Source organism: Nocardioides sp., assembly GCF_041393715.1.
Taxonomy (GTDB): Bacteria; Actinomycetota; Actinomycetes; order Propionibacteriales; family Nocardioidaceae; genus Nocardioides.
The window spans coordinates 134,601-149,133 of sequence record NZ_JAWKJQ010000006.1 but is presented as its reverse complement, the minus strand read 5'-3'; the positions used below and the strand labels follow the sequence as shown (position 1 = coordinate 149,133).

15 protein-coding genes are annotated in these 14,533 nt (G+C 74.1%); 10 read left to right on the top strand and 5 right to left on the bottom strand.

Features of this window, described 5'->3' with window-relative positions:
- Positions 1-31: 31 nt before the first annotated feature.
- Together R2740_RS11315 and R2740_RS11310 are read right to left on the bottom strand one after the other, a co-directional pair.
- Complete coding sequence (locus R2740_RS11315; RefSeq protein ID WP_371302785.1) at positions 32-1,159, bottom strand: sensor histidine kinase; 1,128 nt, start codon at positions 1,157-1,159, stop codon at positions 32-34.
- A gap of 61 nt (positions 1,160-1,220) precedes the next feature.
- The gene (locus R2740_RS11310) at positions 1,221-2,096 is read right to left on the bottom strand and encodes a class I SAM-dependent methyltransferase (protein WP_371302784.1); all 876 of its coding nucleotides are present in this window, start codon (positions 2,094-2,096) and stop codon (positions 1,221-1,223) included.
- 59 nt (positions 2,097-2,155) lie between these two features.
- Here R2740_RS11310 and R2740_RS11305 point away from each other — a divergent pair, with 59 nt between their 5' ends.
- Positions 2,156-2,899, top strand: coding sequence for an oxidoreductase (locus R2740_RS11305; RefSeq protein ID WP_371302783.1), 744 nt, complete (start codon positions 2,156-2,158; stop codon positions 2,897-2,899).
- A 316-nt stretch (positions 2,900-3,215) separates the two neighbouring features.
- On the opposite strand, the gene R2740_RS11300 is transcribed toward R2740_RS11305, so the two are convergent.
- Complete coding sequence (locus tag R2740_RS11300) at positions 3,216-3,998, bottom strand: HAD family hydrolase (RefSeq protein WP_371302782.1); 783 nt, start codon at positions 3,996-3,998, stop codon at positions 3,216-3,218.
- Positions 3,999-4,139: 141 nt separating this feature from the next.
- Here R2740_RS11300 and ssd point away from each other — a divergent pair, with 141 nt between their 5' ends.
- The 7 genes from ssd (at position 4,140) to R2740_RS11265 (ending at position 8,857) form a co-directional block, all read left to right on the top strand.
- Complete coding sequence (gene ssd / locus R2740_RS11295) at positions 4,140-5,180, top strand: septum site-determining protein Ssd (protein ID WP_371302781.1); 1,041 nt, start codon at positions 4,140-4,142, stop codon at positions 5,178-5,180.
- A complete protein-coding gene (locus R2740_RS11290) occupies positions 5,177-6,358 on the top strand; it encodes a TadA family conjugal transfer-associated ATPase (RefSeq protein ID WP_371302780.1) in 1,182 nt (393 codons plus the stop codon). The genes ssd and R2740_RS11290 overlap by 4 nt, the downstream gene beginning before the upstream one ends.
- Positions 6,355-7,119 (top strand): type II secretion system F family protein, encoded by a 765-nt coding sequence (locus R2740_RS11285; RefSeq protein WP_371302779.1) that lies wholly within the window; start codon positions 6,355-6,357, stop codon positions 7,117-7,119. Before R2740_RS11290 ends, R2740_RS11285 begins: the two co-directional genes overlap by 4 nt.
- Positions 7,120-7,133: 14 nt before the next feature.
- Positions 7,134-7,838, top strand: a complete 705-nt coding sequence (locus tag R2740_RS11280) for a type II secretion system F family protein (protein WP_371302778.1) — start codon at positions 7,134-7,136, stop codon at positions 7,836-7,838.
- Positions 7,839-7,980: 142 nt separating this feature from the next.
- Positions 7,981-8,151 carry a DUF4244 domain-containing protein gene (locus R2740_RS11275; protein WP_371302777.1) on the top strand — a complete coding sequence of 57 codons (171 nt, stop codon included), beginning with the start codon at positions 7,981-7,983 and terminating at the stop codon, positions 8,149-8,151.
- Positions 8,148-8,522, top strand: a complete 375-nt coding sequence (locus R2740_RS11270; RefSeq protein ID WP_371302776.1) for a TadE family type IV pilus minor pilin — start codon at positions 8,148-8,150, stop codon at positions 8,520-8,522. Before R2740_RS11275 ends, R2740_RS11270 begins: the two co-directional genes overlap by 4 nt.
- Entirely contained in the window at positions 8,519-8,857 is a 339-nt protein-coding gene (locus tag R2740_RS11265; RefSeq protein ID WP_371302775.1) for an Rv3654c family TadE-like protein, read from the top strand. Before R2740_RS11270 ends, R2740_RS11265 begins: the two co-directional genes overlap by 4 nt.
- Before the next feature lie 15 nt (positions 8,858-8,872).
- Here R2740_RS11265 and R2740_RS11260 read toward each other — a convergent pair whose 3' ends face one another.
- Positions 8,873-9,160 carry a hypothetical protein gene (locus R2740_RS11260; protein ID WP_371302774.1) on the bottom strand — a complete coding sequence of 96 codons (288 nt, stop codon included), beginning with the start codon at positions 9,158-9,160 and terminating at the stop codon, positions 8,873-8,875.
- Positions 9,161-9,195: 35 nt separating this feature from the next.
- A complete protein-coding gene (locus R2740_RS11255; protein ID WP_371302773.1) occupies positions 9,196-11,526 on the bottom strand; it encodes a DEAD/DEAH box helicase in 2,331 nt (776 codons plus the stop codon).
- A gap of 180 nt (positions 11,527-11,706) precedes the next feature.
- Between R2740_RS11255 and R2740_RS11250 the strand changes: the two genes are divergently transcribed.
- Positions 11,707-12,045 carry an STAS domain-containing protein gene (locus R2740_RS11250; RefSeq protein ID WP_371302948.1) on the top strand — a complete coding sequence of 113 codons (339 nt, stop codon included), beginning with the start codon at positions 11,707-11,709 and terminating at the stop codon, positions 12,043-12,045.
- Positions 12,046-12,192: 147 nt separating this feature from the next.
- Complete coding sequence (locus tag R2740_RS11245; protein ID WP_371302772.1) at positions 12,193-14,508, top strand: sodium-translocating pyrophosphatase; 2,316 nt, start codon at positions 12,193-12,195, stop codon at positions 14,506-14,508.
- The last annotated feature ends 25 nt before the right edge of the window (positions 14,509-14,533 follow it).

The following is a 14,533-nucleotide window of genomic DNA, read 5'->3' as shown; positions in this document are numbered from 1 at the left end:
ACGCCGTCAGCCGTGCGCCACGGCCGGAGGGTCAGGGGTGCACGCCGGGGGCGTACTTCGGGACCCGCACCGACACCTTGGTGCCGGCACCCGGGCCCGTCTCCACGACCAGGCCGTAGTCCTCGCCGAAGGCGCGGCGCAGCCGCTCGTCGACGTTGCCGAGGCCGACCGAGTCGGTGGAGGCGTCGGCGGCGAGGGCCCGGCGGACGCGCTCGGGGTCCTCGCCGGCACCGTCGTCCTCGATGGTGATCAGACACTCGCGGTCTCGGTCCTGGGCGATGATCGTGATCTGACCGCCGTCGGGCCGGCCCTCGAGGCCGTGCTGGACGGCGTTCTCCACCAAGGGCTGGAGGCACAGGAAGGGGATGGCCACGGGCAGCACCTCCGGTGCCACCCTCAGCGTCACCTGCAGTCGGTCGCCGAACCGGGCCTGCTCCAGCATCAGGTAGCGCTCGATGGAGCGCAGCTCCTCGGCCAGGGTCGTGAAGTCGCCGTGCTTGCGGAAGGAGTAGCGGGTGAAGTCGGCGAACTCCAGCAGCAGCTCGCGGGCGCGGTCGGGGTCGGTGCGGACGAAGGAGGCGATCGCGCCGAGGGAGTTGTAGATGAAGTGCGGTGAGATCTGCGCGCGCAGCGCCCGCACCTCGGCCTCCATCAGGCGGGTGCGGGAGGCGTCGAGCTCGGCCAGGGACAGCTGACCGGACACCCACTGCGCGACCTCGTCGGCGGCCCTGACCAACCCGGCGGTGGCGTAGGGCGAGAACACCAGCAACGTGCCCACCAGCCGGTCCTCGACGAACAGCGGCGCCCCGATCGCGGTGCTGCACGGACAGCTCGGCTCGTCGCACGGGAGCTCGCGGGGGGCGAACACCCGGGTCGACCCCTGCGCGCCGACGGCCACCGCGAGGCCCGGGGCGTGCGCGGCGTGGTGCTCCCCGGTGCCGTCCCAGGCCAGCAGTCGCGAGTCGTCGGTGAGCGCGACGGCGGGAGACCCGAGCAGGGCACGGAGGTGCTTGATGCTGCGCTCGGCCGAGGTCGTGGTGAGCCCCTCGCGCAGCGCCGGTGAGGCCAGGCTGGCGGTGTGCAGGGTGCGGAACGTCGCCCGGTCGGCCTCGGTGCCCAGGTGCGACCTGCGGAGGACGCGTGACCACAGCGACGTCATGATCGGCCGAACCTAACCGCCGTGGAGCGCGGTGTCGAGGAGGTCGGAGGCGGGTGGCGGGTCAGCGGAAGTCGATCAGCAACAGGTCGGTGTCGCTGCCGTCGGACGGCCCGGGCTCGTCCCCCGGCCGGGGGGTCGCCTCCCGGTCCCCCTCGGCAGCCCCCTCGGCGTGCTCGGCCCCGTCGTCGGCACCGGGCGAGCCGAGCACGGTGGCCCGGAAGCACTGGGTGACGTAGGGGAGCTGCATGCCGTCCATGCCGCGGCCGTAGTCGTCGTAGAACGCCAGCACCTCGGCGAGCTTGGCCTCGCGTGCCTCGTGGTCGAGCACCGCGACGTTGGATCGGGAGCGGACCAGGTCGAGGATCGACTCCCGGTTGACGTCCTGCCAGATCTGGAACTGCTGCTCCTCGACGAACCCGAACCGTCCCGACTCCACCAACGGCTGTGCCGGGTCGCTCTCCTGCTCCTGGGTGCCGATCAGCCGGCCCAGCCGCTTGACCCACGGGATCCGCTCGTCGCGCTGGTTCCAGACCAGCGACAGGTGGCCGCCGGGGCGCAGCACCCGGGCGATCTCGGGGAGCGCGCGGTCGAGGTCGAACCAGTGGAACGCCTGGGCGGCCACCACGACGTCGACGCTGCGGTCGGCCAGCGGGAGCTCCTCCGCAGCCGCGACGCTGGTCCTCGCCTCGGGCACCCGCTCGGTGAGGATCGCGAGCATCGCCTCGTCGGGGTCGGTGGCGTGGACGTCGTGGCCCAGCGCGACCAGCTCGGCCGTCAGCTTGCCGGTGCCGGCGCCCAGCTCCAGGACCTGGGCCCGGTCGCGACCGACGAGCCAGGCCGCCGCCTCGCGGGGGTAGCCGGGACGGCCGCGGTCGTAGGCGGCGGCCACCGGGCCGAAGGACCGCGCCCAGCGGGTGAGGTCTGCGTGCTCGTCCATCACGGGCAGGCTACCTCCGCGGGCGGCCGGGATCGGGGAGCCGCGTAGCGTGTGCGGCCATGCAGACATGGCGGCTCGCGGGCGGCGAGGTCGACTCGTGGGCGGCGCTCCAGGGGCTCGAGGGCGTGGGGTCGGGGTACGCCGCGGCGCGCGACGGCGTCGACGCGCTGCTCCGCGACCGGGGGCTGCGGCGGTCCGGGCCGGACACGACCGTCGAGGCGCTGTTGCTGGGGGCCCAGGCGAGCGCCGCGCTCGAAGGGTCGTCGGCGACCGTCGAGGACTGCCGCGGCGGCGTCGTCGACGACATCGCCGCCGCGTCCCTGCGGGTGTCCACCGAGCTGCTGGCCCTGGTGCCGGTGCTCGGCCGTTCCCCGGTGCAGGCGTTCGCGCGGCTGCACGCGCTGGCGGCCGCGGGGACGCTTCCCGAGGACCGGGTCGGACGGCCGGCCTCGCCGGAGGCCGCGCGGGCGCTGCAGGCCCTGGGTGCCGCGCTGCTCGCGTCGGACGGGCTGCCGGCCCTGCTGGTGGCGGCGGTGACGCACGCGGAGCTGGCGACGAGCGGCCCGTTCGAGTCACACGTCGGGCTGGTGGCCCGGGCGGCCGAGCGGCTCGTGCTGGTCGCGCGAGGCGTCGACCCCGCCTCGGTGCTGGTGCCCGAGGCGGCGCACCTCGCCCTGCGGCCGGCGTACGAGTCGAACCTGCGGGGCTGGGCGACCGGCGGCGCCGCCGGTCGGCACGCCTGGCTGCTCTATGCCGCCGAGGCCTTCGCGCGGGCGGCCGAGCTGAGCCCGCTGACCGACTGAGCGGTGGGGCGTTCGGCGGGGCGGCGGCGTCCGGACATGCGGACGGCACCCGCTCACCAGGACCGGGTGCCGCCGCTGACACGCGATCCGTGGCTACCAGGCGTGCAACTCTCACGTAGTGCGGCCCCGGGAGTATCCCGATGACTCGCGCCCTGAAGAAGGGTGGTTCGCCGCGTGGGTACCAGGCTCACGTGCGGGTCTGGAGTTGTGCTTCCTTGCCTTCGTTTGTACGCCGCCCCCCGGCGAGGTTCAAGGCTTGACTTTGCCGCGGGCCGATGGGTCGGCGTGTCGCGGGTCCGTCTGAAGCGTCACAGCCTCACGCCGACACCCGCCGCCGCCGGACGGTCATCCAGGCCAGCCCGCCGACGGTCAGCGCCCCGCCGATGGCCAGGGCGGCCAGGGTGGGCTTGGCGGGCACCCGGCTGCGCAGCGTCACCGGCCGGAGGAACACCAGCACCGGCCAGCCGCGCTCCCCGGCCACCCGGCGCAGCTCCTTGTCGGGGTTCACGGCGAAGGGATGGCCGACCTCGGAGAGCATCGGGACGTCGGTGACCGAGTCGCTGTAGCCGAACGACTCCGCGAGGTCATAGCCCCGCTCAGCGGCCAGCTCCCGCACCGCGCGGGCCTTCTCCTCGGCGTACACGTAGCGATCGATGACGCCGGTGTACCTCCCCTCGACGATCTCCAGCTGGGTCGCGATCGAGTGGTCGGCACCGAGCAGCTCCGCGATCGGACCGACCACCTCGGACCCGGAGGCCGACACGATGATCACCTCGCGACCGGCCGCGTGGTGCTCCTCGATCAGGGTCACCGCCTCGGCGTAGACCAGCGGCTCCACGACATGGTGGAGCGTCTCGGCCACCACCTCCCGGACCGTCGCGACGTCCCACCCGGCGACCAGCTGCGACATGAACCGGCGCAGTCGCTCCATCTGGTCGTCGTTGGCCCCACCGGTGAGGAAGACCAGCTGGGCGTACGCCGCTCGGAGCGCGGCCTTCCTGCCGATCAGGCCGCCGGCCTTGAACGGCTTGGTGAACGCCAGCGAGCTCGACGTGGCGATGATCGTCTTGTCGAGGTCGAAGAAGGCCGCGGCCGGCATGCCCCTCAGTCTAGGTTCCGGTCGCGGGGTCCCTGCGGTGCCGGGCCCGGTTCCGCGCACAGGCCGCCTCATGACGGGCGTCGTCCACAGGTCGTCGTACGACGGGTGCGGTGGGTCGGCCTCGTCGCGACGCTGGAGGCCATGAGCACTCCACTCCTCGTGACCGCCGACGAGCTCCTCCTCGAGGAGCTGCTCCGACTGGCGGCTGCCGCCGGTGTGACGCCCGAGGTGGCGGCGGATGCGGGCGTTGCCCTGCGCGCGTGGACGACGGCTCCTCTCGTGCTGGTCGGCCTGGATGCTGCCGTGCCGCTGCTCCGGCTCGCGCCACCGCGCCGGCCCGACGTCCATCTGGTGGTGGCCGCGCCACCGCCCGACGACGTCTTCCGCACCGCCGTGCGGCTCGGTGCCCAGGACGTCGTCGAGCTGCCGCGCTCCGACGGCTGGCTGGTCGAGGCCTTCGCCGACCTGGTCGACCCGAGTGCGGTGCGCGGGCTGACGGTGGGCGTGGTGGGGGGCTGCGGGGGCGCGGGCGCGAGTGTGTTCGCGACCGCCTTGGCGCAGGTCGCGGCACGCCGCGGTCCGACCCTGCTGATCGATGCCGACCCTCAGGGGGCCGGGCTCGACCGGATGCTCGGCCTGGAGGACGTCGACGGGCTGCGCTGGGAGGGCCTGGAGCAGACGACCGGGCGGCTCGGAGCACGCTCCCTGCGTGAGGCGGTGCCGGCCGCGGGCTCCCTCGGCGTCCTCACCTTCGGCCCCGGCCGACCCGCCTCGCTGCCGGCCTTCGTCGCGCGCGAGGCGCTGGCCGCGGCCCGGCGGGGCCACGAGACGGTGCTGCTCGACCTGCCCCGCTGCCGCGACCCGCTGACCGAGGAGCTGGCCTCGCGCTGCGACCGGGTGGTGCTGGTGTCCACCGCGACGGTGCCGGCGGCGGCGTCGACCGCTCGGGTGGCCGCGCGGCTGCCGACCGGTGTGCGCACGCTGGTGGTGCGCGGGCGCGGGATCGCTGGTCGTGACCTGGCCCGGGCGACCGGCGTCCGCGACGTGGTCGCGATGCCCGACCAGCGCGGGCTCGACGAGGCGATCGACGTCGGCCTGGGTCCGGTGCGTGGCCGGCGCAGTGCCCTCGCGAAGGCCGCCGAGCAGGTGCTCTCGCAGGGCGTGGGCCGGGCGGCCGCGTGAGCACCGCGAGCGTGTCGGGGCGCGGCATCCAGGGCGAGGCCGACTCCGGCCTGGTCGAGCGGGTGCGCGAGCGGTTGGCACGCAGCCCCGGGGCGCTGACCCCGCACCGGGTCGCGGAGGCGCTCCGGGAGTCGGGCCGTCCCGTGGGGGACGCGACCGTGCTGGAGGTCTATGAGTCGTTGCGCCGTGACGTGCTCGGCGCCGGCCCGCTCGAGCCGCTGCTCCGCGAGCCCGGGGTGACCGACGTGCTGGTCAACGGCCCCGACCAGGTGTTCTGGGACCGCGGTTCGGGGCTGGAGCCGGCGGCGGTGCGCTTCCCCGACGAGGCGGCCGTGCGTCGGCTGGCCCAGCGGCTGGCGGCAGCCGGCGGCCGACGCCTCGACGACGCGGCCCCGTTCGTCGACGTCCGGCTGCCCGACGGCACCCGGTTCCACGCCGTCCTCGCTCCGGTGGCCGGTCCCGGCACGCTGCTGTCGCTGCGGGTGCCCTCCCCGCGCGTCTTCACCCTCGACGAGCTGGCCGAGCGCGGGATGCTCACCGCCGGCGGGCTGCGCCTGCTCGACGCGGTGGTGACCGCCCGCCTGGCGTTCCTGGTGTCCGGTGGCACCGGCTCCGGCAAGACCACGCTGCTGGCGGCCCTCCTGGCGCGGGCGCCGGCCGAGGAGCGGCTGCTCGTGGTCGAGGACGCCGCCGAGCTGCGGCCCGACCACCCTCACCTGGTCACCCTGGAGGCGCGACCGGCCAACCTCGAGGGTGCCGGGGAGGTGCCGCTGCGGGCGCTGGTCCGGCAGGCGCTGAGGATGCGTCCCGACCGGTTGGTGGTCGGCGAGGTCCGTGGTGGCGAGGTGGTCGAGCTGCTCGCGGCGCTCAACACCGGGCACGAGGGCGGCTGCGGCACCCTCCACGCCAACTCCGCGGCCGACGTGCCCACCCGGGTCGAGGCGCTCGCCCTGGCGGCCGGTCTCGGGCGCGAGGCCGCGCACAGCCAGTTCGCCTCGGCGGTGCAGCTGGTGCTGCACCTGGGGCGCGATGCCGACGGAGTGCGCCGGCTCCAGCAGGTGGCGGTGCCGGTGCGAGCCCCCGACGGGCTGGTGACGATGGCCACCGCCTACGAGCTGGTCGACGGGCGGCTGGGCCGTCGGCCTGCTGCGACCGTGCTCGAGGAGCGCCTCGGATGACCACGGCTGCGGCCGTGGCGGCGGGGGCGGTCGGCGCCGCCGTGGTCCTGTCGGGACGCGCTCGAGCCCAGACACGGCTGGGGCGGGGCCGCTGGCTGTGGGCGGTCGGGGCGGTGGCGGTCGTGGTGTGGCTGGGTCGGCCGTCCTGGCTGCCGGTGCTGCTGTTGCTGGGCGTGGCGGCCGCCGCGGCGTGGTCGGTGATCCGGATGTCGCGTCGCCGTCGCGCCGCCGAGGAGCGCAGTGTCCGGGTCCTGGAGGCGTGCGGGGTGCTCACCGCGGAGCTCGCGGCCGGGCAACCGCCGGTCACGGCGTTGCGCGAGGCCGCCGGCCAGTGGCCGCACCTGGGGCCGGCTGCGGAGGCTGCAGCGTTGGGAGCCGACGTGCCCGCGGCCCTGCGTTCGCTGTCGGACGAGCCCGGCGCGGGCGATCTGGCCCTGGTGGGTGCCGCCTGGCAGGTCGCCCACCGCACCGGGCAGGGTCTCACCGGGGCGCTCACCGTGGTGATGGAGGACCTCCGGTCGCTGCGTGAGACCCGGCGGGTGATCGCGTCCGAGCTGGCATCGGCGCGGGCCACGGCTCGGCTGGTCGCCTTCCTGCCGGCGCCGACGCTCGCCATGGGCGGCGGGGCCGGTGGCGACCCTGTCGGGTTCCTGTGGCACCAGCCCCTGGGCTGGGCGTGCGCGGCGGCCGGGCTCGGCCTGCTGGTCGCGGGTCTGGCGTGGATCGAGGCGATCGCTGCGCGGGTCGAGGCGTCGGGCTAGGCGCGGGAGAGACGATGGCGGCGTGGTGGGCCGGGTGCGCGACGGCCGCCCTGGTGCTGGTGGTCTGGCGACCTCGGGCCGAGATCGACGCCGCCCGGATGGTGCCGGCCGCCGCACGGACCCGACGTCGCCGGCTGCTGTGGTCGGGCTTCGCGGCGCTCGCCGGTGTGACCTGGGTGCCGGGGGTGCGTGGCCTGGCGCTGGGCCTCGGGCTGGGGGCCGCGGTCTGGTGGGTGTCGGGGCGCGCCGAGCCGGCCGGCGTACGACGGGAGCGGGAGCGGGCCCGCGCCGAGCTGCCGCACCTGGTGATCCTCCTCGGGGCGGCGCTGCGGGCGGGGGCCGATCCGGCGCCTGCGCTCGAGCTCGTCAGTGGCGCGCTTCCGGGGGCCGCGTCCGCGCGGCTGGCGCCGGTCGTCGCGCGGCTCCGCCTCGGTGCCGACCCCGCCCTGGTGTGGGCGGAGCTCGGCGGCGACGCCGAGCTCGCCGCGCTCGGCCGTTGCCTGGCCCGGGCACACGCGACCGGGGCTCCGGTCGCCGACGCGGTGACCAGGCTGGGCCAGGAGCTCGCCGCCGAGCGCAGGTCGGAGGCACAGGATCGAGCGCGGACCGTGGGCGTGCGTGCGGCGCTGCCGCTGGGCCTGTGTCTGCTGCCGGCCTTCCTGCTGCTGGGCATCGTCCCGGTCGTGGCCGGGCTGGCCGAGTCGCTGCTGCGGTCCTGATGGTGCCCGAATCCCTCCACCGCGGCCCCTGTGGCGCGCGTTGTCCCCAGGTCGCGGCGGCGTCGGTGTCCGGCGGTCCGGATCGGAGCAGGCTCGAGGTCGGAGCGGGCGCACCGTGCGTTCGCGAGGAAGGAGCACTGACATGCGACGACGACACGACGAGCGGGGCATCACCACGGCGGAGTACGCCGTCGGCACGGCGGCGGGAGCGGGGCTGGCCGGTCTGCTCTACCAGCTGCTCACGGGCGGCCTGGGGGAGCGGCTGTTGCGCACGCTGTTCGACCACGTGCTGGGGCTGCTGGGGATCGGGTGAGCCGGGCGGCGCGGCGCCGAGCGACCACCGAGTCCGGCGCCGCCACCGCCGAGCTGGCGATGACGCTGCCCCTGTTGGCCGCCCTCGTTCTCGCACTGGTGTGGCTGCTGACCCTGAGCCTCGCCCAGATGCGGCTCGTCGACGCTGCCAGGGAGACGGCGCGCGGGGTGGCTCGGGGAGACGGCATCGGCGCCGCCGTCTCGCTCGGGGAGCGGGTGGCGCCGGACGGCGCGGTGATCACCGTGGAGGAGGGCGACCCGGTCGTGGTGCGAGTGCGCGGGCAGGTGTCGGGGCCGGGCGGTCTGCTGGCCTTCCTGCCGGGTGCCCGCCTGGAGGCCGAGGCGGTCGCGGCCGCGGAGCCGGGCGGGTGAGCGGCACCCACCACGGGGCGCGGGGGTCGGCGAGCCTGTTCGCGGTGACGATGGCCGGTGTGCTGCTCTTCGTCGGGCTGGCACTCACGTCGGTGACGGCGCTCGTCGTCGACCACCGTCGCGCCCAGTCAGCCGCCGACCTGGCGGCGCTCGCCGGCGCCGCGGCCTCCGACCCGTGTGGTGCGGCGGCGCGGATCGCCTCGGCCAACCGTGCCCGCCTGGTCGGGTGCTCGGTCCTGGGCGCCGACGTGCTCGTGACCGTCGAGCTCGAGAGTCGGGCCTGGCCGGGTCATCCGCTGGGGCTCAGGGCCACCTCGCGGGCCGGCCCGGCGTGACTCGGCGGCGCGACCTCAGCTCTCGTCGCCGTCGGCGCGGCGGTCGGCCTCCACCTTGTCGAGCTTCTCCGACAGCTCGTTGAGCTGCTTGCGCTCCTTGCGCTGGCGCAGCTCGCGCTTGGTGCCGTACTTCAGGATCGCGAAGCCCCAGATCAGCGCGGCACCGGCGGCGACACCGATCAGGAAGATCGTCAGTGCGGAGAGGTCCATGCCGAGCAGTTCGGCGCTGCCGTCGCTCACGAAGACCGCCGACAGGATCGCGACCGCGCCGAGCACGATCAGCAGCAGGCCCAGGAACACCATGCGGGCAGGCTAACCCACCGACCGCCCGCGCCGCCTCACCCCGCGGGGGGCGCGTGCTCCAGGAGCACGTCGAGGAGCAGTCCCGCGGCCTCCTTGTCGAGGGGGTGGTTCTGGTTGCCGCACTTGGGCGACTGGACACACGACGGGCAGCCGTCCGCGCAGGCGCACGACGCGATGGTCTCCCTGGTGGCGGTGAGCCACTCGCGCGCGGCGGCGTACCCTCGTTCGGCGAAGCCGGCGCCGCCGGGGTGACCGTCATGGACGAAGACGGTGAGTCGGCCGGTGTCGGGGTGGAGCGCGGTCGACACCCCACCGATGTCCCAGCGGTCGCAGGTGGCGAACAGCGGCAGCAGCCCGATCGAGCAGTGCTCGGCCGCATGGGCCGCACCGGGGAGGTCGGCGGTCGCGAGTCCGGCATCGTCGAGCGCGTCCCCCGGGACCGTCCACCAGACGGCGGCAGTGACGAGCGAGCGTGCGGGGAGGTCCAGGGGCTCCTCGCCCAGCACCTCGCCGCCGGGTTGGCGCCGGCGGAGGTAGGACACGGTCTGGTGGGTGACCTCGACCAACCCCCAGGAGAGCCGGCACTCTCCCCAGGTCTGCGCCCGACGCTCCTCGCGGATCGAGATCTCGGTGATCTCTCGAGCGGTGGTCGTGCAGTCGAGGTCCGGCGCGGGGTGCATCAGGGCCACGTGGTCGTCGAGGTCGAGCGCGGTGACCAACCACGTCTCGCCGAGGTGGAGATAGACCGCGCCGGGATGGGCGGTGGCATGCGCGCCGCCGGGGTCGACGGTGCCGACGACGCGGCCGGTCGCCTCGTCGACCCGCTGGATGGCGGAGCCCCCGGTCGAGCGCAGGTCGGCGAGGTCGGCGGCGCGCCGGCGGTCGGTCCAGAACCATCCGCGGGGCCGCCGCCGCAGCAGCCCGGCCAGGGTCAGCGCATCCACGGCCGCGCGCGCGGTCGGCCCGAAGAGCGGCAGGTCGGCCTCGGTGAGCGGGATCTCCTGCGCCGCGGCGCACAGGTGGGGCCCGAGGACGTGCTCGTTGCCCGGGTCGAAGACGGTGGCTTCCACAGGCTGTCCGAACAGCGACTCGGGATGGGTGACCAGGAAGGTGTCGAGCGGGTCGTCGCGGGCGACCAGGATGCCGAGCGCGTCCTGCCGGTCGCGCCCCGCACGGCCGAGCTGTTGCCACAGCGCTGCACGGGTGCCGGGGAAGCCTGCGATCACGACCGCGTCCAGACCGCTGATGTCGATGCCGAGCTCGAGGGCGTTGGTCGCCGCGAGCCCGAGCAGGTCACCCTCGCGCAGCCGCCGTTCCAGGGCACGGCGTTCCTCGGGGAGGTAGCCACCCCGATAGGCGGCCACCCGAGGAGGCAGGCTCGGGTCGACCTCGCCGAGCAGCTCGGCGGCGACCATCGCCACCTGCTCGACCCCGCGCCGCGACCTGATGAACGCCAGCGTGCGGACCCCGTCGACCATCAGGTCGGTGAGCAGGTCGGCGGTCTCCGACGAGGCGGCGCGGCGCACCGGTGCACCGTTCTCGCCGGCATGCGACACGAACGGTGGCTCCCAGAGGGCCACCGCCAGCCGGCCCCGCGGCGAGTGGTCGGTGGTCAGCGCCAGCACGTCGAGGCCGGTGAGGCGCGAGGCCGCGACCTCCGGGTCGGCGACGGTGGCCGACGCGAGCACGAACGTCGGGGACGCGCCGTACGACGCGCACACCCGGCGCAGCCGGCGCAGCACGTGCGACACGTGCGCGCCGAACACCCCGCGGTAGTGGTGGCACTCGTCGATCACGACGTAGCGCAGCGACCCCAGGAAGGAGCTCCATCGTTGGTGGCCCGGCAGCAGCGAGCGGTGCAGCATGTCGGGGTTGGTGAGGACGTACTCACCGAACGCCCGCGTCCAGTCGCGCTGCTCGCGTGAGGAGTCGCCGTCGTGAGTGACCGCCCGCACGTCGAGCCCCAGCGCGCGCACGCCGTCGAGCTGGTCGTGTGCGAGCGCCTTGGTCGGCGCGACGTAGAGCACCGTGGCGCCCCGTTGTCCGCGCGGCCCTCGACGTTCGAGGATCTCGGTGAGGCCCGGCAGCTGGTAGGCCAGCGACTTGCCGGACGCCGTTCCCGTGGCCACCACCACGTGCTGTCCGGTGCGCGCCGCCTCGGCCGCGACCACCTGGTGACGCCACGGCCGGGCCACCCCTCGCCCGGCGTACGCCGTCCGCACCGGGCCCGGCACCCAGTCGGGCCAGTCCTCGAAGGTGGCCTCGCGGGCCGGCAGCACCCGCAGGTGCGTCAGCCGGTCCTCGCGACCCGGACGATGCGCCAGCCCCTCCACCAGCGCCTGGGGGTCGGGGGTCGGTCGGGTCACGCACGGAGTCTGGCAAACCGCGGTGACACCGAGAGGCCGCCGGCGCCCCCGGGTGGTTTGGACCGGGTTGTCGGGCCTGCCCTGCACGCAGCCGGATTGCGTGGTTTGATAATGCCTGAGGCGGTCGCGCTCGGCGTCCGCACGCGCGCGCACCCGACCGTGCTGCTGGAGGAGCAGATCGTGGACCTGACCCTGACGACGCGAGAGGCCGACGGCAAGACCGTCGTCTCCGTCGGCGGCGAGATCGACGTCTACACCGCGCCCAAGCTCCGCGACAAGATCACCGAGCTGGTCGCCGACGGCCGCTACCGGATCGTCATCGACATGGAGAGCGTGGAGTTCCTCGACTCGACCGGGCTGGGCGTCCTGGTCGGCGGGCTCAAGAAGGTCCGCGCCCACGACGGCACCCTCGAGCTGGTGTGCAACCAGGACCGGCTTCTCAAGATCTTCAAGATCACCGGCCTGGCGAAGGTGTTCGCCATCCACGGCTCGGCCGAGTCGGCACTCGCCGCCACCTGACCGGCGCCCGCACGGGGTCGCCCGCCGACCACCCACACCCGCAGGGGTGAGTGGCGTGGCGCTGCTCACACCCGCGTGCGCCCAGAACGCCCCTCCTGCGTAGACTCCGCACCGTTCACGCGCTTTGCTTTACTCAGGAGGACACACATGGCCGGGATCTATCCCGACGCTGTTGTCGTGGAGCTCTCCGGTGGCAATCTCCTGCTGGTCATCGTCGTCGCCCTGATCGCGCTCGCCGCGATCGGAATGGCACTGATGTTCCGCCAGCAGGTGCTCGCCGCCGGTGAGGGCACCGACAACATGAAGAACATCGCTCTCGCGGTCCAGGAGGGCGCCAACGCCTACCTCACCCGCCAGTTCCGCACGCTCGGCATCTTCGCGGCCGTGGCGTTCTTCGTGCTGCTGGCGCTGCCGGCCGACGACATGACGGTCCGGATCGCCCGGTCGATCTTCTTCCTGCTGGGGGCCGGCTTCTCGGCCGCCATCGGCTATCTCGGCATGTGGCTCGCGGTGCGTGCCAACGTCCGGGTGGCGGCCGCCGCCAACACCGAAGGGCGCGACCCGGCGATGAACGTCGCCTTCCGCACCGGCGCGGTGGTCGGCATGGCGACCGTCGGCGCCGGCCTGCTCGGCGCCTCGATCGTCGTCCTGCTCTTCAAGGACAAGGCCCCGCACGTGCTCGAGGGCTTCGGCTTCGGCGCCGCCCTGCTCGCGATGTTCATGCGAGTCGGCGGCGGCATCTTCACCAAGGCCGCCGACGTCGGCGCCGACCTGGTCGGCAAGGTGGAGCAGAACATCCCCGAGGACGACCCGCGCAACGCCGCGACCATCGCCGACAACGTCGGTGACAACGTCGGCGACTGCGCCGGCATGGCGGCCGACCTGTTCGAGTCCTACGCCGTCACGCTGGTCGCCGCCCTGATCCTCGGCTCGCAGGCCTTCGGTGATGCCGGCCTGGTGTTCCCGCTGCTGATCCCCGCGATCGGCGCGATCACCGCGATCATCGGCGTCTACCTCACCAAGCCGCGTGCCGGGGAGAACGGCCTGGTCACCATCAACCGGTCGTTCTACATCTCCTCGGCGATCGGCGCCGTCGCCTCGGCGGTCGCGGCCTACGTCTACCTGCCGAGCTCCTTCGGCGATCTCCACAACGTCACGGGCATCGACATGGCCGGCTTCGACGGCGACCCGCGGCTGATCGCGACCATCGCCGTGGTGCTCGGCATCGTGATGTCCGCGGGCATCCTGGCGCTCACCGGCTACTTCACCGGCACCGAGCACCGCCCGGTCAAGGACGTCGGCAAGACCTCGCTGACCGGTGCCGCGACGGTGATCCTGTCCGGCCTCGCGGTCGGGTTCGAGTCGGCCGTCTACACCGCGGTCGTGATCGGCGGCGCGGTGTTCATCGCGTTCCTGCTCGGCGGGTCGACGCTCACCGTCTCCCTGTTCGCGGTGGCGCTGGCCGGCTGCGGCCTGCTCACCACCGTCGGCGTGATCGTGGCCATGGACACCTTCGGTCCGGTCTCCGACAACGCCCAGGGCATCGCCGAGATGTCCGGCGACGTCAGCGGCGAGGGCGCGCAGATCCTCACCGAGCTCGACGCGGTCGGCAACACCACCAAGGCGATCACCAAGGGCATCGCGATCGCGACCGCCGTGCTGGCCGCGACCGCGCTGTTCGGCTCCTACGCCACCTCGGTGGCGGAGTCCTATCTCGAGTCCGGCGCCACCGATGGGCTCGACTTCACGGTGTTCAACCCGGGCGTCCTGGTCGGCCTGATCCTCGGTGCCTCCGTGGTCTTCCTGTTCTCCGGCCTGGCGATCAACGCCGTCGGCCGGGCCGCGGGCGCGGTGGTCTACGAGGTACGCCGCCAGTTCCGCGAGATCCCCGGGATCATGGAGGGCACCGGCCGGCCGGAGTACGGCCGGGTCGTCGACATCGTCACCCGCGACTCGCTGCGCGAGCTGATCACGCCCGGCCTGCTCGCCGTGATGGCCCCGGTGGCCGTCGGCTTCGGCCTCGGGGTGACCGCGCTGGCCGGCTTCCTGGCCGGTGCGATCGGCGCCGGTGTGCTGATGGCGGTGTTCCTGGCCAACTCCGGTGGTGCCTGGGACAACGCCAAGAAGCTGGTCGAGGACGGCCACCACGGCGGCAAGGGCTCCGAGGCGCACGCCGCGACGGTCATCGGCGACACGGTCGGCGACCCGTTCAAGGACACCGCCGGCCCGGCGATCAACCCGCTGATCAAGGTGATGAACCTGGTCTCGCTGCTGATCGCCTCCGCCGTGGTGTCGATGAGCGTCGGCAAGGACCAGAACGACGCGCTGCGGATCATCATCGCCCTGGTGGCGCTGGCGATCATCGTGGTCAACGTCTACATCTCCAAGCAGCGCGCGGTCGTCATCGGCGACGACGGCGACAACGCCGGCTCCACGGCGATGGCGCCCCAGGCCACCTCCTGACCGGCACCCGCCGACTCGACTGACC

Excerpts from the sequence above, each read along its gene's own strand:
- R2740_RS11315 (WP_371302785.1), bottom strand. The coding sequence starts at position 1,159 with ATGACGTCGCTGTGGTCACGCGTCCTCCGCAGGTCGCACCTGGGCACC.
- R2740_RS11310 (WP_371302784.1), bottom strand. The coding sequence starts at position 2,096 with ATGGACGAGCACGCAGACCTCACCCGCTGGGCGCGGTCCTTCGGCCCG.
- R2740_RS11305 (WP_371302783.1), top strand. The coding sequence starts at position 2,156 with ATGCAGACATGGCGGCTCGCGGGCGGCGAGGTCGACTCGTGGGCGGCG.
- R2740_RS11300 (WP_371302782.1), bottom strand. The coding sequence starts at position 3,998 with ATGCCGGCCGCGGCCTTCTTCGACCTCGACAAGACGATCATCGCCACG.
- ssd (WP_371302781.1), top strand. The coding sequence starts at position 4,140 with ATGAGCACTCCACTCCTCGTGACCGCCGACGAGCTCCTCCTCGAGGAG.
- R2740_RS11285 (WP_371302779.1), top strand. The coding sequence starts at position 6,355 with ATGACCACGGCTGCGGCCGTGGCGGCGGGGGCGGTCGGCGCCGCCGTG.
- R2740_RS11280 (WP_371302778.1), top strand. The coding sequence starts at position 7,134 with ATGGCGGCGTGGTGGGCCGGGTGCGCGACGGCCGCCCTGGTGCTGGTG.
- R2740_RS11275 (WP_371302777.1), top strand. The coding sequence starts at position 7,981 with ATGCGACGACGACACGACGAGCGGGGCATCACCACGGCGGAGTACGCC.
- R2740_RS11260 (WP_371302774.1), bottom strand. The coding sequence starts at position 9,160 with ATGGTGTTCCTGGGCCTGCTGCTGATCGTGCTCGGCGCGGTCGCGATC.
- R2740_RS11245 (WP_371302772.1), top strand. The coding sequence starts at position 12,193 with ATGGCCGGGATCTATCCCGACGCTGTTGTCGTGGAGCTCTCCGGTGGC.